The sequence below is a fragment of the Micromonospora sp. NPDC047074 genome (assembly GCF_040643815.1).
Lineage (GTDB): Bacteria > Actinomycetota > Actinomycetes > Mycobacteriales > Micromonosporaceae > Micromonospora.
Window position 1 is genome coordinate 24,087 of record NZ_JBEYVB010000019.1, and the last position, 24,243, is coordinate 48,329.

The following is a 24,243-nucleotide window of genomic DNA, read 5'->3' on the forward strand; positions in this document are numbered from 1 at the left end:
CCGGACACCCGTCGACCGGTCGCGCGCGCTGAGCCCCTGGTCAGCCCCGGATCCGCGAACCTGCGACGGGCGGCCCCCGCAGGGCCCGGAACGGTCAGGCGGCGATCCGCAGCCGCCGGGGCGGCGCGCCGGCCGGAACGCCCCGGTACGCCGGCCCGGAGGGCGTCCAGGAGCCCAGCACGACCGCCCGGGCGGCGCCGGTGACCGAGGGCAGTGCGCCGGGCAATCCGTGCCAGGAGAGCCAGCCCAGCAGCGCGAACGCGTACGCCTCCTTGGCCTGCGCGGGCACGCCCAGCTCGTCGGTCGTGCGCAGCCGCCACCGACCCGCGCCGAGGGCGGCCAGCCGGGCGGTCAGGGTGGGATTGCGCACCCCGCCGCCGGCCGCCACCACCTCCGTCACACCGTGCCGGTCGCACTCGGCGGCCACCACCCGGGCGGTCAGCTCGGTCAGGGTGGCGAGCACGTCGTCGGCCGGCACCGGCTCGCCCAGTGCGGCCAGCCGCGCGTCCAGGTAGCCGGCGTGGAACAGCTCCTTGCCTGTCGACTTGGGCGGCGGGGCCGCGTAGTACGGCTCGGCCAGCAGCGCGTCGAGCAGTCCGGGGTGCACCCGGCCCGCCGCCGCGCGGGCGCCGTCGAGGTCGCAGGGCCGGCCCAGGAAGCGGCGGGCCGCGGCGTCGAGCAGCGCGTTGGCGGGCCCGGCGTCGTACCCGAGCACCGGCGCCCCGGGCGCGACCACCGTGAGGTTGGCGATGCCGCCCAGGTTGAGCGCGGCGCGCGGGGCCGCGCCGTCGGCCGGGTCGAGCAGGAGCGCGTCGAACGCGGGGACCAGGGGCGCCCCCTGCCCGCCGGCCGCGACGTCCGCCGAGCGGAGGTCGCTCAGCACGGGTACGCCGACCCGGGCGGCCACCCGGGCCACCGCGCCCAGTTGCAGGGTGCCCCGGACGTGCCCGTCGGCGACCCAGTGGAAGACCGTCTGCCCGGGCGAGACCACCGCGTCGGCCGCCCCGCCGGCCAGCTCGACGCCGACCGCCGCCGCCTCGGCGAAGACCTCGCCGAGCCGGTTGTCCAGCCGGCAGACCGCCTCGATCGTGGTGCTCTCCGGCGGCAGCAGCCCGCCGATCGCGGCCCGCAGCTCGTCGTCGTAGTCCAGGCCACGGTGCCCCAGCGGGCGCAGCCAGAGCGTGTCCCCGTCGAGGGTGAACTCGGCGGCGGCGACGTCCACCCCGTCGTACGACGTCCCCGACATCAACCCGACGATCTTCATGTAAGGAAGGGCCCCTTCTTATCGGATCCGGTAGGGGAAGGGTCCCTTCCTAACACCTCGGCGGGCAGGAGCAGCCCCACCAGCTCGACGTGCTGGGTCATCGGGAACAGGTCGAAGCCGCGCAGCCCGGCCAGCCGCCAGCCCAGCCCGGCGAAGGTGCGCACGTCCCGGGCGAAGGCCGCCGGGTCGCAGGCCACGTACGCCACCGCGCGCGGACCGGCGGCCACCACGTCCCGCACCACCCGGGCACCCGCCCCGGAGCGTGGCGGGTCGAGCACGACCACGTCGACCGGGCCGGTGATCCGGCGGCGGGCCAGCGCGGTCTCCACCCGGGCCGGCACGATCTCCACCCGGGGCAGGTCGCGCAGGTTCTCCCGGGCCGCGGCGACGCCCTGCCCGGCCGACTCGACCAGGGTGACCCGGCCCGCCTCGCCGACCCGCCCGGCGAGCGCGGCGGCGAAGAGGCCCGCCCCGCCGTAGAGGTCCCAGGCACGCTCCCCCGGTCGCGGGTCGGCCAGGGCCAGCACGGCGGCCACGAGAGTGTCCGCGGCGGCCGGGTGGACCTGCCAGAACGACGACGCCGGCAGGGTCCACCGCCGGCCGGCGGCCACCTCGCCGACCCGGTCCGCGCCGCTGACCGTACGGGGCACCCCGTCCGCGACGGCGGTCACGGCCACGTCCCCGCCGGTGGAGGCGACCGTCTCGACCGCGTCGGCGTCCGGCCAGCGTGTGCCGGTGGCGGCCAGCACGGGCAGCTCCTGGATCGCCGGGTGGGCGATCAGGCACCGGTCCACCGGCACCACCTCGTGCGAGCGGTGCTTGAGCAGCCCGGCCCGGCCGGCGCCGTCGACGGCGTAGCGGACCCGGGAGCGCCAACCGAGCGACCCGCCGGGCAGCGCCTCGACCCGGACGCCGAGCGCGTCCAGCTCGGCGTCGGTGAGCCCGCCCAGGCGGGTGAGCTGCTCGCGCACCACCGCCGCCTTCCAGGCGAGCTGGGCGGTCGGCGCGACGTGCTGGAGGTCGCAACCGCCGCACCGGCCCGGTCTCGCGTACGGGCAGGGCTGCTCGACCCGGTCCGGGGCGGCCTGGAGCACGGTCACCGCGTCGGCCCGGACGAACCCCCGGTGCACCTCGGTGACCTCGGCGACCACCCGTTCCCCGGGCAGCGCGTGCCGGACGAAGACCACCTGCCCGTCGACCCGGGCGACGCAGTGCCCGCCGGGCGCGACCGCCCCGACGGTCAGCTCGACCCGCTCGGCCTCCTCGAGCCCTCGGCCGTGCTCCTGCGCGGTCACCGCTCACCCCCACCACTCGGGCCGCCTTCGCCGGGCGGCGCGGACCCGACCGGCGGGGCGCTCTCGCCAGGCGGGGCGGACACGACGGGCGGGACGCTCGGCGGCAGGGTGCCGCGCGGCAGGACCCGGGGGCCGCGCGCGGGGCCACGGGTCAGCGTGGCGTCCAGTCGGGACAGGTCCTTCCCGGCGGTCGAGGCGAGCTGCCACGGCACGCTGGTCACCATCACCCCCGGTTCGAACAGCAGCCGGCCCTTCAGGCGCAGTGCGCTCTGGTTGTGCAGCAGGTTCTCCCACCAGCGCCCCACCACGTACTCCGGGATGAAGACGGTGACCACGTCGCGCGGCGACTCCCGGCGGACGCCGGCCACGAAGTCCAGGATCGGCCGGGTGATCTCCCGGTACGGGGAGTCGACCACGGTGAGCGGGACGGGCAGGTCCCGCTGCTCCCACTCCGCCTGCAACTCCCGGGTGTCCTTCTCGTCGACGTTGACGGTCACCGCGGTCAGCGTGTCCGGCCGGGTGGCCCGGGCATACGCGATCGCCCGCAGCGTCGGCTTGTGCAGCTTGCTGACCAGCACGACGGCGTGGTTGCGGGCGGGCAGCACGGCGCGGCCCTCGTCCGGCGGGGTCAGCTCCGCCGCGACCCGGTCGTAGTGCCGGCGGATGGCCAGCATCAACACGTAGATCATCGCCATCGCGGCGATGGCGATCCACGCCCCGAGCAGGAACTTCGTGACGAGCACGATGATCAGCACCGTACCGGTCATCGCCATGCCGAAGGCGTTGATCGCCCGGGACCGCAGCATCCGCCGGCGCGCCTGCGGATCCCGCGCGGTCTTCAGGTGCCGGTTCCAGTGCCGGATCATGCCGGCCTGGGACAGCGTGAACGAGACGAAGACGCCCACGATGTAGAGCTGGATGAGCCGGGTCACCTCGGCCTGGAAGCCGACGATCAGCACGATCGCGGCGACGGCCAGGAAGACGATGCCGTTGGAGAAGGCCAGCCGGTCGCCGCGGGTGTGCAGTTGCCGGGGCAGGTAGCGGTCCTGCGCGAGGATCGAGCCGAGCACCGGGAAGCCGTTGAAGGCGGTGTTCGCGGCCAGGAAGAGGATCAGGGCGGTGACCCCGGCGACCACGAAGAGCAGCACCGAGCCGGAGCCGAAGACCGTCTCCCCGAGCTGGGTGGTGACGGTCTTCTGCACGTACCCTTCGGGGCCGGAGATGATCTGGAGCCTCGGGTCCTCGACGAACTGCAGGCCGGTGAGCCGGGACAGCCAGATGATGCCGACGAGCATGGCCACCGAGATGGTGCCGAGCAGCAGCAGCGTGGTGGCCGCGTTGCGGCTCTTCGGCGCCTTGAACGCCGGCACCCCGTTGGAGATCGCCTCCACGCCGGTCAGCGCCGCGCAGCCCGAGGAGAAGGTGCGCAGCAGCAGGAAGACCAGGGCGAAGCCGGTCACGCTGTGCTCGGCCTGGATCTCCAGGCCGGCGCTGGGCGCGCGCAGGTCGTGGCCGAGGACGAAGACCCGGACCAGCCCGGTGAGCAGCATCCCGACCATCACGATGATGAAGCCGTACGTGGGGATCGCGAAGGCGGTCCCGGACTCGCGCAGGCCGCGCAGGTTCACCGCCGTGAGCAGCACCACCGCGGTGACCGCGATCAGCACCTTGTGGGTGGCCACGAACGGCACCACCGAGCCCAGGTTGGCCACCCCGGAGGAGACCGACACCGCGACCGTGAGCACGTAGTCGACCAGCAGCGCGCTGGCCACCGCGACCCCCGCCCGGGGCCCGAGGTTGACCGTGGCCACCTCGTAGTCGCCGCCGCCGGAGGGGTAGGCGTGCACGTTCTGCCGGTAGCTGGCCACGACGGTGAGCATCACCACCACGACCGCCAACGCGATCCACGGCGAGAAGAAGTACGCCGAGGCGCCCGCGATGGAGAGGGTCAGCAGGATCTCGTCGGGCGCGTACGCGACGCTGGAGAGCGCGTCGGAGGCGAACACGGGCAGCGCGATGCGCTTGGGCAGGAGCGTGTGTTTCAGCCGGTCGGACCGGAACGGTCGACCGAGGAGCAGCCGCTTCAGCAGCGAGGTGGGTCTGGCCACAACCGCCAAGCGTACGACCCTCCCCGCCCGCGCCGCCGGGTGGCCGAGCACAGCGGGGGGAACGGGCGGAGTACCGTCGGTCCGCGCCCCCGCCGGGAACGTGGCAGGCTCGCAGACGACACGCCCACCGGTCGGGCGGATGCGCACCTTGAGGAGGACGCGGTGCATGTCGTGATCATGGGTTGTGGCCGGGTCGGCTCGACCCTCGCCCAGAGCCTGGAGTCCCGGGGGCACTCGGTCGCGGTCATCGACCACGACGCGGACGCGTTCCGTCGGCTCGGCCCCGACTTCGCCGGGATCACCGTCACCGGCGCCGGCTTCGACGGCGAGGTGCTCCGGCAGGCCGGCATCGAGCGGGCGGACGCCTTCGCGGCCGTCTCCAGCGGCGACAACTCCAACATCATCTCGGCCCGGCTCGCCCGCGAGACGTTCGGCGTGTCCCGGGTCGCGGCCCGCATCTACGACCAGCGCCGGGCGCAGGTCTACGAGCGGCTCGGCATCCCCACCGTGGCGACCGTCCGGTGGACCGCCGAACGGATGCTGCGGCACCTGGTGCCCGAGGGGAACGTGGAGATCTTCCGGGATCCGACGAGCACGGTGTCGATCGTCGAGGTGCCCGTCCACAAGGACTGGGTCAGCCAGCCGGTACGCGTCCTGGAGGAGGCGACGGGGGCCCGGGTGGCGTACCTGATCCGTTTCGGCATCGGCACGCTGCCCACCCGGTCCAGCGTCGTCCAGGAGGGTGACCAGGTCTTCATGCTGGTCACCGATGACATCGTGGCGACGGTCACGTCGGTGGCGGCGGCGCCGCCGGAAGGAGGGCTGTGAGCATGCGCATCGCCATCGCCGGCGCGGGCAACGTGGGTCGCTCGATCGCCCAAGAGCTGATCGACAACGGCCACCAGGTGATGCTCATCGAGCGCCAGCCCCGGATGCTGCGGCCCGACCGGGTCCCGGCCGCCGACTGGGTGCTGGCCGACGCGTGCGAGCTGGCCAGCCTGGAGGAGGCCGACCTGGCCGGCTGCGACGTGGTGGTCGCGGCCACCGGGGACGACAAGGTCAACCTGGTGGTCTCGCTGCTGGCCAAGACCGAGTTCGCGGTGCCCCGGGTGGTGGCCCGGGTCAACCGGGCCGAGAACGAGTGGCTCTTCACCGAGCAGTGGGGCGTCGACGTCGCGGTGAGCAAGCCGCGGGTGATGGCGGCCCTGGTCGAGGAGGCGGTCACCGTCGGCGACCTGGTCCGGCTGATGACCTTCCGGCAGGGCGAGGCGAACCTCGTGGAGATCACCCTGCCGCCGACGGCGCCGTACGTCGGCGAGCCGCTGCGCGCGATCCCGCTGCCCCGCGACGCCGCGCTGGTGGCGATCCTGCGCGGCAAGCGGGTCCTGGTGCCCACGCCGGACGACCCGATCGAGGCCGGCGACGAGTTGATCTTCGTGTGCACCGCGGAGGTCGAGGACGCGGTCCGCGCGGTGGTGCTCGGGGCCGACAGCGTGGAGCGCACCCGCGAGCAGCGCTGAGCCGGGTCCCGGCGGCGGGCCGGCCGGGTGCGGCGGGAGCCCGGCTCAGTCGCCGGGCAGCGCCTCGGGCTGCGGCTCCCGGGTCACCCGCCGGACCGTCCACACCGTGATCAGCAGTAGCAGCACGTACGGCGGGTAGCCCAGCACCAGCCGCGCCACGCCGAGCGCCGTGTCCTGGTGGGCGAGGTAGAGACCGGCCTGCACGCCGACCTTGGCCAGCCACACGACGCCCCAGAGCACGGTCAGCCCGGTGAACGTGCGCACCAGGCGCGGGTCGGAGCGCCACTCGGAGCGCCCCTTGGCCACCAGCACCGACCAGATCCACCCCACCAGGGGCTGCCGGATGGCGGCCGAGAGCAGCAGGGCCAGGCCGTAGCCGATGCCGTAGAGGATGCCGGGGAGATAGAAGTCGCGCTCGTCGCCGGTGCGCCAGGCGATCGCGGCGCCGACGGCCACCCCGAAGAGCCCGTTGACCGCGTGCCGGACCGGTCGGCGCTGCGCCAGCCGGAGACCGGCGATCAGCAGCGCCACCGTCACCGAGGCGATCACGGCGGGCCGCAGCTCGCCGATGATGTTGGCCACCACGAAGACGACCACCGGGATGCTGGACTCCACCAGGCCCCGCCAACCGCCGAGCTGGTCGGCCATCTGCTCGGCGAGGGTGGGTAGCTGCTCCTCGTCCTGCGGACCGCTCTCCGGCTGTGCCGCCCGGTGCTGTCCCGTCGTCATCGCACGCCTTCCGTCCGCCGCGGCCACCGGGTCACCTCGGCGGTTCCAACTCGTAGTACGGGTTGTAGATCACCTTACGGTCGTCCCGCAGGGCCACCCGCCCGCGCGCGGTCAGGTGCCGGCCGGGCTCGATCCCGGCGATGTGCCGGCGCCCCAGCCAGACCAGGGTGACCACGTCGCTGCCGTCGTAGAGGTCCGCCTCCAGCGTCGGAAGGTTGGTCCGCGGGGTGTAGACCACGGTACGCAGCCGACCGGCCACCGAGACCAGTTGGCCCCGCATGCACTGCCTGGCGGGGACACCGCCGTGCTCGGCGCTCTCCCGGCGCAGCTCCTGCGCCTCGATCTCCGCCTCGCTCGCGGTGAGCCGTCGCAGCATGCGGCGCAGCGAACCCCGGCCCTCGTCGGTCGACATGACCTCCGCGTCACCCTCTCCACGCTGGCCGACGCGCTGCCGGCACCCGGGCCGGCCCCGGCGGCGCCGGAACCGTCCCGCCAGCGTACGCCGACTGGACCGGTCCCGGCGCGGCGGAGACGCCGGCGGTCAGGCCTCGCGGGGCGCGGGCGCCGGGTTGCCGTCGGCCGGTGCGGCGCCCGCCTGGTCGGCCACGTCGCGGGGCAGCCGCAGCGGCAGCGGCTCGCGCACCGGCTTGGCCTCCTGGCCCCGGTCGACCACCAGCCCGTCGAGGCACTCGGCGAGCGGGCCGGCGGCGGCCGGGTCGGTGGCCGCCTCGCCCTGGAAGACGCCGCGGACCATCCAGCGCGGCCCGTCGATGCCGACGAAGCGCAGGTCGGTCAGCCCGTCCTGGGTACGCACCCGGGCGCGCAGCTCGGTGCCGTACTCGCCCTGGGCCTCCTGGGCCGCCGCGCCGTCGTTGAACAGCGACTGGCGGATCTCCTCGCGCACCTCGTCCCAGATGCCCTCGGAGCGCGGCGCGGCGAAGACGCCGAGCTGGAGGGCGTTCGCGCCATACACGAGCACGACCTGCTGGATCACGCCCTCGGGGTCGGCCTGCACCCGCACCTCGACGTCCCGCACGGCCGGGATGTGCAGGCTGCCCAGGTCGAGCCGCTGCACCCCCTGCGGGGCTTCGGAGATGTCGTACGGGCCACGGGCCGGGGTCGACTCGTCGTGCGAGTCGAGGACCTCGGTCGTCCGCTCGTCGCGGGCGTGCCGTCCGGCATCGGCCCGCTTCCGGGAGAAGATCACTGCGCCAACCCTCCGCTGTTCGTGCTCACCCTGCCACCTCTTCCGTCCGGCCGCCTGCCCGGTCCCGGTCTTCCCGTCGCGCGTCCGGCGCCCGCCGGCTGTCCGGGGCCGCGCCCCCGGCAGTCGCGGGAGACGGCACCAGGCCCGCGTGGCCGCCGGTGGAGCCGTGCCCACCGGTCCCGCGCCGGGACGCGGGCAGCTCGGCCACCGGCTGGAAGTCCGCCCGCGCCACCCGCTGCACGACGAGCTGAGCGATCCGGTCACCACGGGAGATCTTCGCCGATGTCTCCCGATCATGATTGATCAGGTTGACCAGGATCTCACCCCGGTAGCCGGCGTCGACCGTACCGGGCGCGTTGAGCACCGTCACGCCGAGTCTGGCCGCGAGCCCGGAGCGGGGGTGGACCAGGCCCACGTACCCCACGGGCAACGCGATCGCCACGCCGGTCGGGACCAGGGCCCGGCCGCCGGGTGGCAGCTCGACGTCCGCCGCGGCCACCAGGTCGGCCCCGGCATCGCCGGGATGGGCGTACGCCGGCAGCGGCAGCTCGGGATCGAGCTGCCGTACGGGCACGGGTACGACGTCGGTCACGGTTCCCCTCTTCCGTCCGATTCCTGGGGTGACCCTGCCATCCTGCCGGTTCCGGCGGCTGTCGTGCGCCGTACCCTCGGAGGAGTGAGCATGTCGCCATCCTCGACGTCCTCGGCGCCGCCGGCCGCCGCGCCCCCGCAGCACACCGAGCGGCTCGGTCTGCCCTGGTGGCTGTGGCTGGGCGGGCTGGCCACGGCCGCGCTGCTCGCCGTGGAGGTCTGGTTGGGCGCGCCCGGCGTACGCGCCTGGCTGCCGTTCGTGGTGCTGCTGCCGGCGGCCGTCGCCGGCCTGGCCTGGCTCGGCCGGATCCGGATCGCGGTACGTGACGGCGAACTGCGGGTGGACGACGCCCGGCTGCCGGTGGAGTTCGTCGCCGACGTGATCCCGCTGGACGCCGCCGGCCGGCGCGAGGTGCTCGGTGTCGGCGCCGACCCGCTGGCGTTCGTGGTGCAGCGGCCGTGGATCCCCGGTGCCGTCCAGGTGGTCCTCGACGACCCGGCCGACCCCACCCCGTTCTGGGTGGTCAGCACCCGCCGCCCGGTCGAGCTGGCCGAGGCGGTCCTCGCCGCCCGGGACGCCGCGCGGCCCTGAACCGTCCAGAGCGCCGCCCGACCCTCGAGCCGGCCCGACCCCGAGCCGCCCGCGTGTCCGCTCAGCCGGCGCTGGGCAGGGCCGGCGGTGTGCCGCCGGGCAGGGCCCTGGCCTGGCGGCGCAGGTCGCCCCGGAGCTGGTCGGCCATCGTCCGGGTGGCCCGCCGGTTGAGGTAGCTCGCCACCGCCGCCCCGGTGAGGAAGGGGCCGAGGGTGGTCAGGTTACGCCCGAAACGCTTGAGCAGCGTGTCGCGCAGCTCCTTGCGGGCGGCGGTGCCCAGCACCGCGCCCACCCCGACGCCCGGCATCATCGGGTTGATCCCCCGCTGCCCCGCCCAGGACTGCACCAGGGCCAGCGCCCGGGGCGTGCCGCCGGTGGGCAGCGGGATCCCGTACACCTCGTGCAGCTCGCCGATCAGCTTCAGCTCGACGGCCACCACGGCGACCGTCTCGGCGGCCAGCAGGACCGGCGCGGAGAGCAGGGTCGGGGCGACCGTCCACTCGACCGCGGCAACTCCCCCGCCCGCGGCGCCGATCCCGGCCGTCGTCCGCGCGGCGTTGCGCACCAGCCGGTCGGCCAGCGCCTCGCCGTCGAGGCCGTCGAAGTGCCGGCGCAGGGTGGCCAGGTCGCGTACGGGCACGTGCGGGGCGACCTCGGCGACCGTGTCGACCATCCACCGCACGGCGCTCTTCGGCTTGAACAGGTCGGTGAGCCCTCGCGCCCGCGCCTGCCCGACGAGCCGGCCGAGCAGTTGCCGCCGGCGGGCCGGCTCGACGTCGTCGGCGGTCAGCGCCGCGACGGTGGCGCCCAGCTCGTCCTCCGTGCCGTGTGCGGGCACGATGTCGCCGCGGTCCGCCCGCGGGTCGGGGCCGCCCACGTCGGCGCGGCTCGTGTCCGCGCCACGCGTACCGCCGGGCTCGCTCCGCTCACTCATGGGTCCGACCTCCCGAATGGACCGACGCAGACATGACGGTCACCCGTCAACGAGTGAAGCAGGTCCATCGTCGTACCGCACGGTGACTCGGTCAGCGGCGGCTCCGTGCGGGAGCCGCCGCTGGTGACAGGCGAGCGGAGTCAGACGCACTCGCGACAGATGAGCTCGCCGTTCCGCTCGACCGCCAACTGGCTGCGGTGGTGCACCAGGAAGCAGCGGGCGCACCGGAACTCGTCCTGCTGCATCGGCAGCACCTTGACCGTGAGTTCCTCGTCGGCCAGGTCGGCACCGGGCAGCTCGAAGCTCTCGGCCACCTCGGCCTCGTCGACGTCCACGGCGCCCGACTGTGAGTCGACACGTCGGGCCTTGAGCTCTTCCAGGCTGTCCTCGCCGAGGTCGACCTCGTCGCGACGCGGGGCGTCGTAGTCGGTGGCCATCGGTTTCACTCTCCCATATCGATGTTGTCGCTTCCGGGTGTAACGCCGGACGACGCTGTTTCGGTTCCGCTGGCCCGCCACCACTTGTGTCGGTCACCCGACCCGAAGTCAGCACGGACGGAGGCGTCCGAACGAACACCCCCGGCGAGCGCGGAACCTTACCCCCCCATTGGGCGAGGCATGTATACCGCCCTCGTGGCTGAGATGTACGCCCCCGCACGCGAAGTTGTTCCCAATGTGACTCAGGCGACACGAAGATAGGGGTAGTAGTACCCGGTTCCCGGTTGGCGCGCCGGCATGTCCGGCTGTTTCCACGCGACGGCCGGACAACCGTTAACCTCAGCGGCGTACTCGACGGCCGGCGGGGCGGCCCGACCACCGACGGCCGCGCCACCCACGACTGTCCGGGGAGCCCCCTGATGAGTTTTGCGCGAGTGCGAGCACTCGTTGTCGTCGGTCTGCTGGCGGTGCTGGCCCTGGTCTTCGTGGTCGTCGCCATGGTCCGCGACACCCAGGGCAACGCCGGCCTCGCCGGAGGATGCCCGGAGGGCTGGCCGATGGCCGACGTGACCCTCCGGGAGAACAAGGACGTCAAGATCAACGTGCTGAACGGCACGGACCGAATCGGCCTGGCCAAGGAGATCGCCGACGACTTCGCCAACCGGAAGTTCCAGGTGAAGAAGACCGGCGACGAGAAGAAGAAGATCGACGACATCGCGGTGCTGCGCTACGGCCCCAAGGGCGTGGGCTCGGCGCACCTGCTGCGGGCGTACTTCCTGGACAACGCCGAGTACGAGTACGACGCCAAGCGCACCGACGACGTCGTCGACGTGGTGCTCGGCGGCGGCTTCCAGCAGCTCGCCACCACCACCGAGGTCAACCAGTCCCTGGGCGACCTCGGCGCGCCGGTCGCGCCCGAGGAATCCTGCCCGATGCGCGAGGACGACTGACCGCCCCGGGCCCCCGGCGCGACCGGGGGCCCGGCACCACACCCCGCACCGTGCGGCCCGCCGAGCGGCCAGGCCGGCTCAGGGACCACCGGGGCGTCCGGTCGGCTCAGGAAGCACTCAAGGCGTCCGGGCCGGCTCAGGGGCTGCCGGAGGCGTCCGGGCCGGCTCAGGGGCCGCCGGTGGCGTAACGGGCCGGCTCAGGGGCCGCCGGAGGCGTCCAGGTCGGCGAGGCGGTCGTGCAGCGGCTTGAACAGGGCCGCCGGGGCGGCGATCACCAGGTCCGGGCCGGCCGGCAACCCGCCCAGCCCCGCGACCAGCAGCCCGGCCTCGGTGGCCACCAGGGCTCCGGCGGCCTGGTCCCAGGCGGCGAGTCCCTTCTCGTAGTACGCGTCCACCCGGCCCTCCGCCGCCAGGCACAGGTCCAGCGCGGCGGCGCCGAACCGGCGGATGTCACGGATGTGCGGGATCAACTCGGCGACCACCCGGGCCTGGTGTGCCCGGCGACGCGGGTCGTAGCCGAACCCCGTGGCGACCAGCGCCTGGCCCAGGTCGGTCTCGACCGAGCAGCGCAGCCGCTCGCCGTCGCGCCAGGCGCCCCCGCCGACGGTGGCCGTCCACTCCTCGCCGGTGCTGACGTTGCGCACCACCCCGGCGACGACCTCGCCGTCGACCTCGGCGGCGAGCGACACCGCGCAGTGCGGGATCCCGTACAGATAGTTGACGGTGCCGTCGATCGGGTCGACGATCCAGCGGACGCCGCCGGGCGTCACGGGCCCGGTCTCCCCCGCGCCGTACTCCTCGCCGAGGACGGCGTCGCCCGGGCGCAGCCGGCGCAGCGCGTCGATCACCTGCCGCTCGACCGCCCGGTCGGCGGCGGTCACCACGTCGGTGACGGTGCTCTTGGTGGCCGCCACCGAGACGCCCTCGACCCGCATCCGGTGCGCGGTGTCCGCCGCGTTCCGGGCCACGTCGACGGCGATCTCCAGCAGTTCCGCCGGTGTCGAGCGATCCATCGTTCGTCCCCTTCCCGCACGGCCGGGGCGTTCCGGGTCGCGCGCGGTACCATCCTTTCAAAGTCCACATCCGCGTCGAATCGGCGGCCCCGGCCGCCTGTCCACCGTGCGGCGGCGGTCGATCGCCGCAGACGGCGTTACAATTCACCCCTGCCCACGCTGCGACGGACCGCCAACGACCGGCCGGCCCGGGACACGGGGGTTCCTCAACCACATCGCCCGGCCAGCGCACCACTCTGTGCCGGACGACCCGGCCGTGCTCGCTCTTCGCCTCCGGAAGGTCATTCGTGACAGAACCCCGCCAGACCGGCGCCGACGTTCGCTCGCTCACCGACACCCTGATCGCCCACGCGCAGAGCGCCGGCGGCCAGCTCACGTCGGCCCAGCTCGCGCGCACCGTCGAGTCCGCCGAGGTGACGCCGGCCCAGGCCAAGAAGATCCTGCGGGCGCTCTCCGAGGCGGGAGTGACCGTGGTGGTCGACGGCTCGGCGAGCACCCGCCGCCGCGTCGCCGCCGCCCGCTCGGCCACCCCGGCGTCCCGGGCCACCACCGCCAAGACCACCAAGAAGGCCGTCGCGCCCGCCCCGAAGCAGGCGCCCGCCGTCGACGAGGCACCGGCACCCGCCCCGCGTAAGGCGGCCGCCCCGCGTAAGGCCGCGGGCACCACCGCCGGGGTGGCCGCCAAGGCCGCCGTGCCCGCGAAGGCGGCCAAGGCGACCCGGGCCACCAAGGCGACGGTCGCCGCGGCCACCGCCAAGCCGGCCAAGGCCGGCGGGAAGGCCAAGGCCGACGGCGCCGAGGGCGACATCGACCCGGAGGAGCTCGCCGCCGAGATCGAGGACGTGGTCGTCGAGGAGCCGGCGGAGCTGACCCAGGCCGCCGAGACCGACGCCGCCAACTCGGCCAGCGACAACGACTTCGAGTGGGACGACGAGGAGTCCGAGGCGCTCAAGCAGGCGCGCCGGGACGCGGAGCTGACCGCGTCCGCCGACTCGGTGCGGGCCTATCTCAAGCAGATCGGCAAGGTCCCGCTGCTCAACGCCGAGCAGGAGGTGGAGCTGGCCAAGCGGATCGAGGCCGGGCTCTACGCCGCGGAGCGGCTGCGCGCGGCCGAGGAGGGCGAGGAGAAGCTCACCCGCGAGATGCAGCGCGACCTGGGCTGGATCTCGCGGGACGGCGAGCGGGCCAAGAACCACCTCCTGGAGGCCAACCTCCGGCTGGTCGTCTCGCTGGCCAAGCGCTACACCGGTCGCGGCATGGCCTTCCTCGACCTGATCCAGGAGGGCAACCTCGGCCTGATCCGCGCGGTCGAGAAGTTCGACTACACCAAGGGCTACAAGTTCTCCACCTACGCCACCTGGTGGATCCGGCAGGCGATCACCCGGGCGATGGCCGACCAGGCCCGCACCATCCGCATCCCGGTGCACATGGTCGAGGTGATCAACAAGCTCGGCCGCATCCAGCGCGAGCTGCTCCAGGACCTGGGCCGCGAGCCCACGCCGGAGGAGCTGGCCAAGGAGATGGACATCACACCGGAGAAGGTGCTGGAGATCCAGCAGTACGCCCGGGAGCCCATCTCGCTGGACCAGACCATCGGCGACGAGGGCGACAGCCAGCTCGGCGACTTCATCGAGGACTCCGAGGCCGTGGTCGCGGTCGACGCGGTCTCGTTCTCGCTCCTGCAGGATCAGCTCCAGCAGGTGTTGCAGACGTTGTCCGAGCGTGAGGCGGGGGTGGTACGCCTGCGCTTCGGCCTGACGGACGGCCAGCCGCGCACGCTGGACGAGATCGGCCAGGTCTACGGGGTCACCCGGGAGCGGATCCGGCAGATCGAGTCCAAGACGATGTCCAAACTGCGCCACCCGTCACGTTCGCAGGTGCTCCGCGACTACCTGGACTGACCGCAAACGTCAACCGAACGTGTCGTTTTGAACACCTGGCGTGCAACGTCGGAAGGTGGTCGTTCGGTTGCACGATTGTGATCGTTGACGTGGCACCCTTGGTGCACGGCACACTGTCCCTGCCATGTGTGACCTCGGTCCCCCGCGGGCACACAGGGAACGCAGCGCCGGGACAGGGTGTTGCACGATAGGTGAGCAACGACCGAAGAGAGTGTTCATCGGTGACGACCAGAGGAGGAAGGCGATGACCCCGACCCTCACGCCGCCGCCCGAGACGGTGGCTCCCCCAGCCGCCGATGAACGGTGCGACCGCTGCAATGCTGCCGGCAAGCTCCGGATCACTCTGGCGGGTGGGAGCGAGTTGGTGTTCTGTGGGCACCACGCGAACAAGTACGCGGAAGATCTCGTGAAGATCACCGTGCGGTACGCGACGGACCCGGAGTTCAGCTGGCGTGGCGCCGATCTGATGGCGAACTAGAAAGTCCCGCAACCCACGACATAGCCGGCCGGAGGCCCCTCAAGGGGCCTCCGGCCGGCTTTCTGCACCCCACCCCACCCCCGCCGCCCGCCCCGCCCCGCCCCGCCCCGCCGATCTTGCACTTGCGGCCCTCGATGCGGGGCGTATGCGCCCTTTGTCGGGGCCGAAAGTGCATGATCGCCGCCATCGGGGCGGGCGGAGTGCGGCGGGAGGCCCTCAGAGGGTCTGGACGGTGGCGATGCGTTCCTCGAGCTGCTCGATCGTGGCCTGGGCGCTGGGCGGTCCGCCGCAGAGGCGGCGCAGCTCCGCGTGGATCTTCCCGTGCGGCTGCCCCGTGCGGTGGTGTCGGGCGGCCACCAGGGCGTTCAGCTGGCGACGGAGGGCCACCCGACGCTGGGCGGCACTCATTGGTACCGGGGGTGCCGTGGATGTCTCAGCGGCCGGCTCAGCCGGCCTGGCCGCCCGTCGGCGCTGGGCCGCCAGCTGCTCCTGCTGCCGCTTGGTCAGCAGCAGGGCGACCTGGTCGGCGGTGAGCAGCCCCGGCAGGCCCAGGTACTCCTCCTCCTCGGGGGTGCCGGCCTGGGCGGCGGTGCCGAACGAGGCGCCGTCGAAAATCACCTGATCCAGCTCGGCCGTGGCGGAGAGCGCGGCGAACCGCTTCTCCAACTCGCCGCTGGCCTGGTCGTCCCGCTGGGCACGCTCCAGCAGGTCGTCGTCGAAGCCCTCCCGATCCTTGGGCTTGCCGAGCACGTGGTCCCGCTCGGCCTCCATCTCGCTGGCCAGCCCGAGCAGATGCGGCACGCTGGGCAGGAACACCGAGGCGGTCTCGCCAGGGCGGCGGGCGCGGACGAACCGGCCGATCGCCTGGGCGAAGTAGAGCGGCGTGCTGGCGCTGGTCGCGTACACGCCGACCGCCAGCCGGGGGATGTCGACACCCTCGGAGACCATCCGGACCGCCACCAGCCAGCGCTGCTCGGACGCCGCGAACGTCGCGATCCGCGCGGACGCCCCCACGTCGTCGGAGAGCACCACCGCCGCCCGCTCGCCGGTGACCTGCTCGATGAGCTTGGCGTACGAACGGGCCGTCTGCTGGTCGCTGGCGATGATCAGTCCACCCGCGTCGGGCATCCCCGCGTTGCGCAACACGGTCAGCCGGGCGTCGGCGGCCCGCAGCACCTGCGGCATCCAGTCACCCGCCGGGTCCAACGCGGTACGCCACGCCTGCGCGACGAGATCCTGGGTCATCGGCTCGCCGAGCCGCGCCGCCAGCTCCTCCCCCGCGTTGGTGCGCCACCGGGTCTCCCCCGAGTACGCCAGGAAGAGCACCGGCCGGACCACGCCGTCGCGCAGCGCGTCCGAGTAGCCGTACACCGAGTCGGCCCGGGAGCGGAGGAAGCCGTCGCCGCCCCGCTCGTAGCTGACGAACGGGATCGGGTTGTCGTCCGAGCGGAACGGGGTCCCGGTGAGCATCAGCCGGCGCTCGGCACCCTCGAAGGCGGCCTTCACCCCGTCACCCCACGACCGGCTGTCCCCCGCGTGGTGGATCTCGTCGAGGATGACCAGGGTGCGCCGCGTCAGGGTACGCCGCTTGTGCACCTGCGGTGCCATACCGACCTGGGCGTACGTCACGACGGCGCCGTGGAAGTCGGCGGAGGAGTGCAGGTCGGCGTTGCGGAACGCGGCGTCGAGCTGGATACCGACCCGGGCCGCCGCCTGCGCCCACTGGGTCTTCAGGTGCTCGGTCGGAGCCACCACGGTGACCGCCTCGACCGTGCCGTCGGCGAGCAACTCGGCGGCGATCCGCAGGGCGAAGGTGGTCTTCCCGGCCCCGGGGGTGGCGACCGCGGTGAAGTCGGGGTCCCGCCGACGCAGGTACTCCACGAGCGCCTTGCGCTGCCACGCACGCAGTGCCGGAAACGTCTCGATCACCGGCATCCGGGCCGCCACGGGAAGCTCCTCTCCGACCGCCTGACGGCGGACCCCGGGCGAGGGCCACGGGTACCGCCGCCCATGAAAACGCCTCCGCGCAGATGGTGCCGCGAAGGCCGACTCAGCATAACCAGCGCCCGCCGCCCACCCCAGCCGACACCACGCCCCCACCCACCCACCTTTCCCACTTGCCCCCCCGCGCCCCTCTCGCCCTGCCCCTCTCCGCCCACCCTGCCTCTCCGGCCCGACCACCCCGACCTCACCTCGCCCCCGTGCCCCCGGCCTCGGCCTCGGCCTCGGCCCCGGCCCCGGCCCCGGCCCCGGCCCCGGCCCCGGCCCCGGCCCCGGCCCCGGCCCCGGCGATCATGCACTTGTGGCCCTTGTTTTGGGCGGGATGTGGCCTTTCTCCGGGCAGAAACTGCAAGATCGACGAATTCAGGGCGGGCCGGGACGGGCAGGGCCGGGACGGGCAGGGCCGGGGGTTGGGGGCAGGTGAGGGCGGGAGCGGGAGGGAAGGGCGGGTCAGGGGCGTGGGGGGTGCAGGGTGGCTACCGGGGCCGACCAGCGGCGCCGGAGCGCGACCAGGCGGAACAGGAAGACGAACACGGCCGCCACGGTCAGCCAGATGGCGTTGGCGTGCCCGGCCGCGTCCAGCAACGCCACGAGGATCGAGCCCGCGAGCGCGGCGACGGCGTAGATCTCCCGTCGCAGCACCACCGGGATCTCGGCGGTGAGCAGGTCCCGCCCCAGGCCGCCGCCGATCGCCGTGAGCATGCCGATCACGCAGGCGCCCACCGGCGGCACCTGGGCGTCGAGCGCCTTGACCGTGCCGGTGACGGTGAACAGCCCCAGGCCGGCCGCGTCCAGCACCAGCACGGTGGTACGCAGCCGGGCGAACTGCGGATGCAGCCAGAAGACGGCGGCGGCGGTGACGGCGGCCGTGGCGGCGTACCGCCAGTCGGCGAAGGCCAACGGCGGCACCTCGTCGATCGCCAGGTCCCGGAAGATCCCGCCGCCGAGCGCGGCCACGAAACCGACGAAGACGACGCCGAAGAGGTCGAGTCGTTTGGCCACCGCCGCGGAGGCCCCGGACGCGGCGAAGACCGCCACTCCGGTGAGGTCGGCGAGGAGCAGGGCGGTGGAGGTGTTCACCGCCGAAGGCTACGTGCGGGGCCGGCGGGGCCGGCCCGGATCACTCGGCCCGGGAGGCCCGCATCACTCCGCCCAGGAGTCGTAGATCTCCTTGCACTTGGGGCAGACCGGCGAGCCGGGCTTGGCGGCCTTGGTCACCGGGAAGGTCTCTCCGCAGAGCGCCACGACGAAGGTGCCCATGACGGCACTCTCGGCGATCTTCTCTTTCCGGACGTAGTGGAACATCTCGGGACCGGTGTCGGCGTCCTTCAGCTCCGGACGCTCGAGAACCTCTGTACTCACTTTTACACCTCCGACCGACAAGTCTGGCAGGTCACCGTGGCCCGGTCCACTTCAGGCCGCCCCGACAGGGGCCGTACGGTGGTTACGTGACTGACTTTCACATCCGCTACGGCACCGAGGTGGCCGACGCCCTGCGTGACGGACATCCCGTCGTCGCACTGGAGAGCACCATCGTCTCGCACGGCCTCCCCCGCCCGGACAACCTCCGGGTGGCCCGGCAGATCGAACAGGCCGTCCGGGACGCGGGCGCGGTCCCGGCGACCATCGGCATGGTGGGCGGTCAACTCGTGGTGGGCCTGGACGACGCGGAGCTGACCCGGCTCGCCACCGTCGACGGGGTCGCCAAGCTCTCCGTACGCGATCTCGCCCTCGCTGCCGCGACCGGCGCGGACGGTGCCACGACCGTGGCCGCGACCAGCGCGGTGGCCGCCGCCGCCGGGATCGGGGTGTTCGCCACCGGCGGCCTCGGCGGGGTGCACCGGGAGGCCGCGCAGACCTTCGACGAGTCGGCCGACCTGGTCACCCTCGCCCGGACGCCGATCGCGGTGGTCTGCGCCGGGGTCAAGTCGATCCTCGACGTGGGCGCCACCCTGGAGCGGCTGGAGACCCTCGGCGTCGGCGTGGTCGGCTACCGGACGCGGCGGTTCCCCGGCTTCTTCATCACCGACGGCGGCTTCGACCTGGACTGGTCGCTGGACTCCCCGGAGCAGGTCGCCGACGTGCTGGCGGCCCGGGAGCAGCACCGCGTGCACCACGGCGGGCTGATCGTGGCCAACCCGCTGCCGACCGACGAGCAGCTCGACCCGGAGCTGCACGACCGCACCCTCGCCGACGGGCTGGCGCTGCTGGAACGCGACGGGGTGACCGGCAAGGCCGTGACGCCCTACCTGCTCGCACACTTCCACTCGGCCACCGAGGGAGCGAGCCTGGCGGTGAACGTCCGGATCATCCTGCGCAACGCCGACCTCGCCGCGCGGATCGCCGTCGCCGCGGCCGCCCGCCGCGCCGGGGCATGACCGCCGGTCGCGTCCTCGTCGTCGGCGACCTGATCACCGACGTGGTGGCGGTGCTGGCCGGGCCGCTGGCCACGGGGTCCGACACCGCGGCGGCCATCCGGTTCGGCGGCGGCGGTCAGGCCGCCAACACGGCCGCCTGGCTCGCCGCCCAGGACGTACCGGTCACGCTGGTCGGCGCCGTCGGCGACGACGACGCCGGGCGAGCCCGGGTGGCCGAGCTGGAGCGCGCGGGGGTCGACTGCGCGGTGACCGTGTACCCCGATCGGGCCACCGGCACGGTCATCGTGCTGGCCACCGCCGGGGAGCGGACGATGGTCACCGAGCGGGGCGCGAACCTGCTGCTGGCCCCGCGGGACGTCGACGCGGCGCTGGCCGCCGCGCCGGACGCGCGACACCTGCACCTGTCCGGGTACACCCTGCTGGACACGGAGTCCCGACCGGCGGGGCTGCGCGCGCTGGCCGCCGCCCGCGAACGCGGGCTCACGACCAGCGTCGACGCGGCCTCCGCGGCTCCGCTGCGGCGGGTCGGCGCGGCGGCCTTCCTGTCCTGGGTACGCGGGGTCGACCTGTTGCTGGTCAACGCCGACGAGGCGACGGTGCTGGCCGGCGGGATGGACCCGGCGGCGCAGGGGCGGGCGTTGTCAGCCGCCGCCCGGCGGACCGTCGTCAAGCAGGGCGCGGCCGGGGCGATCTGGGTGGACCGGGCCGCCCCGGCCGTCATGGCGCCGGCCCGCCGCGTGGCGGTGGTCGACGTCACCGGGGCCGGGGACGCCTTCGCGGCCGGGCTGCTGGCCGCCTGGCTGGACGGCGCGGAGCCGACTGTCGCCCTGCGCCGGGCCGGCGACCTCGGCGCCCTGGCGGTCTCCCAGATCGGCGCCCGCCCCACCCCCTGACCCCACCCACCCCCGCCCCCGCACCCTCTCGCCCGACGAGAGGGCGCCCGCGATCTTGCACTTTCCGCCCGGCACCTGTCCCTTTGGTGGCTTTCGTCGGGGCACAAAGTGCAAGATCGCCGCGCAAGGGGACGGAGGGGCGGGCGGGAGGGGGCGGGAGGGGCGGGCGGGAGGGGGCGGGAGGGAGGGGGCGGGTCAGGGTTCGGCGTCGATGATTTTGTGGGGGCGTTCCTCGGCGGGCAGGCTCATCGGCGGGGTGTCGTCCCGGTGGCGGGGCTGGAAGCGGGTCGCCAGCCGGTGTTGCTCCTTGGGCGGCCGGTCGTTGGCCAGCAGCACCGCCAGCCACGGGATGAGCACCATGCCCAGGGCCACCATCGGCAGCCACAGCCAGAGCAGCGGGGCCTGTACGCCGACCAGGACGGCACCGACGATCACGCACACCACCCGGATGCCCATCATCAGGACGTAGCGCCGCTGGCGGCTGTTGAGCTGGTCGTCCTGGCTGCGCGGGGCGTCGGTGATCAGGATCGGCTGGTACGCCTGACGCTTCACCACGGACCTCCTCGGAGGGGATTACGCCTCATCCTGTCACCTACGGCGCGTGATCAGCGAAATTCGCTTCATCCGGACGCGTACCACGTCCGTGGTACGCTCGCGCCGTGGGCAGCAGGTTCAGCTTCACCGACGAGGCGTTGGCCAACCTGAGGGTCTACGACGTCACGCCCGGGGAAGTCTGGGAGGCGCTGCACAGCACCCGTCGGGTGATCCGCCACCTCGGCGACGACGTGATGGTGGTCTACGCCGCCGCCAGCCGGGGGCGTCGACTGGCGGTGCTGCTCGCCGAGGCCGACGGCACGGACAACGACTGGGACATCCTCTCCGCCCGCGAGCTCAGCGACGTCGAGGCGAAGCGCTACGACGAGGCCGTGCGGAGATCTCGCCGATGAGGAGGCGGTGACGATGAACCGTAACGACGCGACGAAGCAGTTCCACAGCGGCGACGACCGGCTCGCGGAGCTGATCGACGGGAGCCGGCCGGTGGAACTGCCCACCCCCGACACCGACACCCCCATGGTCAGCCGCTCGGTGCGGCTGCCCCTGGAGACCTACGAGCGGGTGCGCGCCGCCGCCGACGCGCGCGGCATCGGGGTCACCACCCTGATGCGGCAGTGGATCGAGGCCGGCCTGGCCGACCTGGACGACTCGGCCACGGTCTCCCTCGCCGACGTACGACGCGCGCTGGCTGCCCTCTCCCGGCCGACCGCCGCCTGAACGCCGGTCCAAACCGCCCGGGCGTCACGCCTCGGCGGACTTCGCCTTCGCCGCCGCCTTCATCTGCTGCTTGTACTCGCGCACGCGCCGCAGCGACTCGGCGTCGATGACGTCGGCCACCGAGCGGTGGGCGTCCGGGTCGCCGTAGCCACCGGCCGCCTCCCGCCAGCCCGCCGGCGTGACCCCGAACCGCTTGCCGAGCAGCGCGAGGAATATCTGCGCCTTCTGCTTGCCGAAGCCGGGCAGGTCGGCGATGCGGCTCAGCAGCTCCCGGCCGTCGGCCGCGTCCGACCAGAGTCGGGCGGCATCGCCGTCGTACCGGTCGACGAGGGACCGGCACACCTCCTGCACCCGGGCCGCCATCGCCTTCGGGAACCGGTGCAGCGCCGGCGGTTGGGCGAAGAGGGCGACGAGCGCCTCCGGGTCGTACCCGGCGAGCTCCCGGGCGTCGGGCGCGTGCCCGAGGCGCTGCGCCAGCACGTACGGGGAGGAGAACGCCTTCTCCATCGGCACCTGCTGGTCGAGGACCATCCCGATCAGCAGGGCCAGCGGGTCCCGGTTGATGAGTTCGTTGGCTTCGGGGCCGATGGGCAGCGACAACGTCATGGCACCATCCTGCCGGTAGCGCCGCGACCGCGTACGCGCCGCGCCGCGGCCTGGCGCGGCGGCTGCCCGAGGGACCCGCCGGGCTGACCGGCCGCGGAGGTCCGGATCCCGTGGGTGGCCGCATCCCGGCGCGGGGCAGGAGGCAGGATGACGACGTGGACGGACACGACATGTTGCTCTCCCCCGCCGGCGTCGAGGCGTTGCGGACCGCGCTGACCCGGGCCGGGTTCACCTCGAACGGCATCGCCACCCGGCTCGGCGCGCAGGCCACCGGCGGGGTGGCCCGCAACGACTTCCGGGCCGCGCTGCGCGCCACCGAGGACCGTGACCCGCTCGACACCCTGATCCGGGTGTTCGTCTGCGAGCAGACCGAGCCGGAGGCGGCCGTGGCAGCCGCGCTGGCGCCCCTGTCGCTGGACGAGGCGCTCGCCGGGGGCCTGGTCGAGCGGCACGGCGACGGCCTGCGGATGGGGGTGGACCTGGAGCCGTACGGCGACGACTGGTGGGTCCTCGCCGACGTGCCGGCCAGCGCCCGGCCCGGCCGCCCGCTGCACTCCGAGCACGTCCTCGGCATCGGCGGGGCGACCCAGACGCTGATCGGCGCGACCGTCCGCCGGCCCGTCGAGGCCGCGCTGGACCTGGGCACCGGCTCCGGCGTGCAGGCCCTGCACCTGGCCACCCACGCGCGCCGGGTCACCGCCACCGACGTCTCGGCGCGGGCGCTGCGCTTCGCCGCCACCACCGCCGCGCTCAACGGCCAGGACTGGGAGCTGCTCCGCGGCGACATGGTCGGCCCCGTCGCCGGGCGGCGCTTCGACCTGGTGGTGAGCAACCCGCCGTTCGTGGTCGGCCCCGGCACCACCACGCACGTCTACCGCGACTCGGGGCGGGTCGGCGACGCGATCGGCGCGGAACTGGCCGCCGCCGCGCCCGGCCTGCTGACCGAGGGCGGCACCATGCAGTACCTGGCCAACTGGGTGCACGTCACCGGGGAGGACTGGGCCGAGCGGGTGACCGGCTGGTTCGACGGCACCGGGCTGGACGCCTGGGTCGTCCAGCGGGAGGTGGCCGACCCGATGGCGTACGTCAACCTGTGGCTCACCGACGTCGGCGAGGCCGCCGACCCGCGGCGGGCGGCGGCCTGGTTGGACTGGTTCGACGCGCACAAGGTGGAGGCGGTCGGCTTCGGCATCGTCTCGTTGCGCCGCGCCGGCCACGACACGCCGGTCGTCCGGGTGGAGGACCTGCGCCAGCGGGTGGAGCCGCCGCTCGGTGACCGGGTCGACGCGTGGTTCGACCGGCAGGACTGGCTCCGCGCACGCGACACCGACGGGCTGCTCGCCGCCCGCTTCCGGGCGGCCGACGACCTCCAGCTGCGCCAGGAGGCCACCATGGGCGACGAGGGCTGGGCGGTGGACCGGCAGGTGCTGGCCATGCCGCACGGCCTGCGCTGGACCGAGGAGATCGATCCTCTCGTGCTGGCCCTGGTCGGCGGGGCCGACGGGCGGCTGCCGCTGCGCGACCAGCTCGCCCTGCTGGCCGCCGCGCACGACGTCACCCCCGGGGAACTGGCCGAGGCCGCCGGGCCGATCGTCGCGCACCTCGTCGAGCGCGGCTTCATCGAGCCGGTGGCCGGCTGATGCGGGCGGTGGTGCAGACCGTCGGCCGGGCCGGCGTGACGGTCGACGGCGAGGTGGTCGGCGCGATCGACGACGGGCTGCTGGTGCTGCTCGGCGTGACCCACACCGACACCGTGGACACGGCCCGCACGATGGCCCGCAAGGTGCACGAGCTGCGGATCCTCGACGAGGAACGGTCGGCGGCCGACACCGGTGCGCCGATCCTGGTGGTCAGCCAGTTCACGCTCTACGGCGACGCCCGCAAGGGCCGGCGTCCGAGTTGGACGGCGGCGGCCCCGGCCGAGGTGGCGGAGCCCCTGGTGACGGCGGTGGTCGAGGTGCTGCGGGGCCGCGGCGCGAAGGTGGAGACCGGCCGCTTCCGCGCCCACATGCTGGTCGAGAGCGTCAATGTCGGCCCGCGCACGGTGCTGCTCGAACTCTGACCGGCACGGCGT

27 protein-coding genes are annotated in these 24,243 nt (G+C 73.9%); 12 read left to right on the plus strand and 15 right to left on the minus strand.

Translation table 11 applies throughout. The features are described from left to right. Positions 1–94 precede the first annotated feature (94 nt). Genes ABZ809_RS21810 through ABZ809_RS21820 form a run of 3 tightly spaced genes read right to left on the minus strand, consistent with a single transcriptional unit; the run spans position 95 to position 4,667 of the window. Complete coding sequence (locus tag ABZ809_RS21810; protein WP_357564404.1) at positions 95–1,264, minus strand: anhydro-N-acetylmuramic acid kinase; 1,170 nt, start codon at positions 1,262–1,264, stop codon at positions 95–97. Then, complete coding sequence (locus tag ABZ809_RS21815) at positions 1,261–2,559, minus strand: TRAM domain-containing protein (RefSeq protein WP_357564405.1); 1,299 nt, start codon at positions 2,557–2,559, stop codon at positions 1,261–1,263. Before ABZ809_RS21815 ends, ABZ809_RS21810 begins: the two co-directional genes overlap by 4 nt. Next, on the minus strand, positions 2,556–4,667 hold the full coding sequence (locus ABZ809_RS21820; RefSeq protein ID WP_357564406.1) for an APC family permease: 2,112 nt from the start codon (positions 4,665–4,667) through the stop codon (positions 2,556–2,558). The genes ABZ809_RS21815 and ABZ809_RS21820 overlap by 4 nt, the downstream gene beginning before the upstream one ends. A gap of 162 nt (positions 4,668–4,829) precedes the next feature. On the opposite strand from ABZ809_RS21820, the gene ABZ809_RS21825 reads away from it, so the two are divergent. Together ABZ809_RS21825 and ABZ809_RS21830 are read left to right on the plus strand one after the other, a co-directional pair. Then, entirely contained in the window at positions 4,830–5,495 is a 666-nt protein-coding gene (locus tag ABZ809_RS21825; protein ID WP_357564407.1) for a TrkA family potassium uptake protein, read from the plus strand. A 2-nt stretch (positions 5,496–5,497) separates the two neighbouring features. Next, complete coding sequence (locus ABZ809_RS21830) at positions 5,498–6,187, plus strand: TrkA family potassium uptake protein (RefSeq protein ID WP_357564477.1); 690 nt, start codon at positions 5,498–5,500, stop codon at positions 6,185–6,187. A gap of 45 nt (positions 6,188–6,232) precedes the next feature. On the opposite strand, the gene ABZ809_RS21835 is transcribed toward ABZ809_RS21830, so the two are convergent. From ABZ809_RS21835 to dut, 4 genes are all read right to left on the minus strand, one after another. After that, a complete protein-coding gene (locus tag ABZ809_RS21835) occupies positions 6,233–6,916 on the minus strand; it encodes a DUF3159 domain-containing protein (protein ID WP_357564408.1) in 684 nt (227 codons plus the stop codon). Positions 6,917–6,947: 31 nt separating this feature from the next. Further along, the gene (locus ABZ809_RS21840; RefSeq protein WP_357564409.1) at positions 6,948–7,328 is read right to left on the minus strand and encodes an OB-fold nucleic acid binding domain-containing protein; all 381 of its coding nucleotides are present in this window, start codon (positions 7,326–7,328) and stop codon (positions 6,948–6,950) included. Between the two features lie 129 nt (positions 7,329–7,457). After that, on the minus strand, positions 7,458–8,123 hold the full coding sequence (locus ABZ809_RS21845; protein WP_357564410.1) for a DUF3710 domain-containing protein: 666 nt from the start codon (positions 8,121–8,123) through the stop codon (positions 7,458–7,460). A gap of 25 nt (positions 8,124–8,148) precedes the next feature. Beyond that, positions 8,149–8,715, minus strand: coding sequence for a dUTP diphosphatase (gene dut, locus ABZ809_RS21850; protein WP_357564411.1), 567 nt, complete (start codon positions 8,713–8,715; stop codon positions 8,149–8,151). Between the two features lie 90 nt (positions 8,716–8,805). Here dut and ABZ809_RS21855 point away from each other — a divergent pair, with 90 nt between their 5' ends. Then, positions 8,806–9,306, plus strand: coding sequence for a DUF3093 domain-containing protein (locus ABZ809_RS21855; protein WP_357564412.1), 501 nt, complete (start codon positions 8,806–8,808; stop codon positions 9,304–9,306). A 61-nt stretch (positions 9,307–9,367) separates the two neighbouring features. On the opposite strand, the gene ABZ809_RS21860 is transcribed toward ABZ809_RS21855, so the two are convergent. Together ABZ809_RS21860 and ABZ809_RS21865 are read right to left on the minus strand one after the other, a co-directional pair. Continuing rightward, positions 9,368–10,240 carry a hypothetical protein gene (locus ABZ809_RS21860; protein ID WP_357564413.1) on the minus strand — a complete coding sequence of 291 codons (873 nt, stop codon included), beginning with the start codon at positions 10,238–10,240 and terminating at the stop codon, positions 9,368–9,370. 140 nt (positions 10,241–10,380) lie between these two features. Next, on the minus strand, positions 10,381–10,677 hold the full coding sequence (locus ABZ809_RS21865) for a DUF4193 domain-containing protein (RefSeq protein ID WP_007075406.1): 297 nt from the start codon (positions 10,675–10,677) through the stop codon (positions 10,381–10,383). Positions 10,678–11,111: 434 nt separating this feature from the next. Between ABZ809_RS21865 and ABZ809_RS21870 the strand changes: the two genes are divergently transcribed. Continuing rightward, entirely contained in the window at positions 11,112–11,627 is a 516-nt protein-coding gene (locus ABZ809_RS21870; protein ID WP_357564478.1) for a LytR C-terminal domain-containing protein, read from the plus strand. 197 nt (positions 11,628–11,824) lie between these two features. Here the strand turns inward: ABZ809_RS21870 and ABZ809_RS21875 are convergent, their stop codons facing one another. Beyond that, positions 11,825–12,640, minus strand: a complete 816-nt coding sequence (locus ABZ809_RS21875; RefSeq protein ID WP_357564414.1) for an inositol monophosphatase family protein — start codon at positions 12,638–12,640, stop codon at positions 11,825–11,827. 287 nt (positions 12,641–12,927) lie between these two features. On the opposite strand from ABZ809_RS21875, the gene ABZ809_RS21880 reads away from it, so the two are divergent. Together ABZ809_RS21880 and ABZ809_RS21885 are read left to right on the plus strand one after the other, a co-directional pair. Further along, positions 12,928–14,541, plus strand: coding sequence for an RNA polymerase sigma factor (locus ABZ809_RS21880; protein WP_357564415.1), 1,614 nt, complete (start codon positions 12,928–12,930; stop codon positions 14,539–14,541). A gap of 244 nt (positions 14,542–14,785) precedes the next feature. Further along, complete coding sequence (locus tag ABZ809_RS21885; protein WP_036374862.1) at positions 14,786–15,019, plus strand: hypothetical protein; 234 nt, start codon at positions 14,786–14,788, stop codon at positions 15,017–15,019. Between the two features lie 216 nt (positions 15,020–15,235). Here the strand turns inward: ABZ809_RS21885 and ABZ809_RS21890 are convergent, their stop codons facing one another. The 3 genes from ABZ809_RS21890 to ABZ809_RS21900 all read right to left on the minus strand — a co-directional run bounded on the left by ABZ809_RS21890 (position 15,236) and on the right by ABZ809_RS21900 (position 18,382). Next, the gene (locus ABZ809_RS21890; RefSeq protein ID WP_357564416.1) at positions 15,236–16,966 is read right to left on the minus strand and encodes a DEAD/DEAH box helicase; all 1,731 of its coding nucleotides are present in this window, start codon (positions 16,964–16,966) and stop codon (positions 15,236–15,238) included. 504 nt (positions 16,967–17,470) lie between these two features. After that, positions 17,471–18,100, minus strand: a complete 630-nt coding sequence (locus ABZ809_RS21895; protein WP_357564417.1) for a trimeric intracellular cation channel family protein — start codon at positions 18,098–18,100, stop codon at positions 17,471–17,473. A gap of 63 nt (positions 18,101–18,163) precedes the next feature. After that, positions 18,164–18,382 carry a DUF3039 domain-containing protein gene (locus ABZ809_RS21900; protein ID WP_357564418.1) on the minus strand — a complete coding sequence of 73 codons (219 nt, stop codon included), beginning with the start codon at positions 18,380–18,382 and terminating at the stop codon, positions 18,164–18,166. A gap of 86 nt (positions 18,383–18,468) precedes the next feature. Between ABZ809_RS21900 and ABZ809_RS21905 the strand changes: the two genes are divergently transcribed. Continuing rightward, entirely contained in the window at positions 18,469–19,398 is a 930-nt protein-coding gene (locus ABZ809_RS21905) for a pseudouridine-5'-phosphate glycosidase (protein ID WP_357564419.1), read from the plus strand. Then, positions 19,395–20,291 carry a PfkB family carbohydrate kinase gene (locus ABZ809_RS21910; protein WP_357564420.1) on the plus strand — a complete coding sequence of 299 codons (897 nt, stop codon included), beginning with the start codon at positions 19,395–19,397 and terminating at the stop codon, positions 20,289–20,291. The genes ABZ809_RS21905 and ABZ809_RS21910 overlap by 4 nt, the downstream gene beginning before the upstream one ends. A 195-nt stretch (positions 20,292–20,486) precedes the next feature. On the opposite strand, the gene ABZ809_RS21915 is transcribed toward ABZ809_RS21910, so the two are convergent. After that, positions 20,487–20,843, minus strand: a complete 357-nt coding sequence (locus tag ABZ809_RS21915) for a DUF3099 domain-containing protein (protein WP_357564479.1) — start codon at positions 20,841–20,843, stop codon at positions 20,487–20,489. A gap of 107 nt (positions 20,844–20,950) precedes the next feature. Between ABZ809_RS21915 and ABZ809_RS21920 the strand changes: the two genes are divergently transcribed. Both ABZ809_RS21920 and ABZ809_RS21925 read left to right on the plus strand, forming a co-directional pair. Next, positions 20,951–21,238 (plus strand): hypothetical protein, encoded by a 288-nt coding sequence (locus tag ABZ809_RS21920; RefSeq protein WP_357564421.1) that lies wholly within the window; start codon positions 20,951–20,953, stop codon positions 21,236–21,238. 13 nt (positions 21,239–21,251) lie between these two features. Continuing rightward, a complete protein-coding gene (locus ABZ809_RS21925; protein WP_357564422.1) occupies positions 21,252–21,563 on the plus strand; it encodes a hypothetical protein in 312 nt (103 codons plus the stop codon). 24 nt (positions 21,564–21,587) lie between these two features. Here ABZ809_RS21925 and ABZ809_RS21930 read toward each other — a convergent pair whose 3' ends face one another. Next, a complete protein-coding gene (locus ABZ809_RS21930) occupies positions 21,588–22,169 on the minus strand; it encodes an HhH-GPD-type base excision DNA repair protein (RefSeq protein ID WP_357564423.1) in 582 nt (193 codons plus the stop codon). Positions 22,170–22,324: 155 nt separating this feature from the next. Here ABZ809_RS21930 and ABZ809_RS21935 point away from each other — a divergent pair, with 155 nt between their 5' ends. Both ABZ809_RS21935 and dtd read left to right on the plus strand, forming a co-directional pair. After that, positions 22,325–23,809, plus strand: a complete 1,485-nt coding sequence (locus ABZ809_RS21935) for a methyltransferase (protein ID WP_357564424.1) — start codon at positions 22,325–22,327, stop codon at positions 23,807–23,809. Further along, entirely contained in the window at positions 23,809–24,231 is a 423-nt protein-coding gene (gene dtd / locus ABZ809_RS21940; protein ID WP_357564425.1) for a D-aminoacyl-tRNA deacylase, read from the plus strand. The genes ABZ809_RS21935 and dtd overlap by 1 nt, the downstream gene beginning before the upstream one ends. Positions 24,232–24,243: the final 12 nt, after the last annotated feature.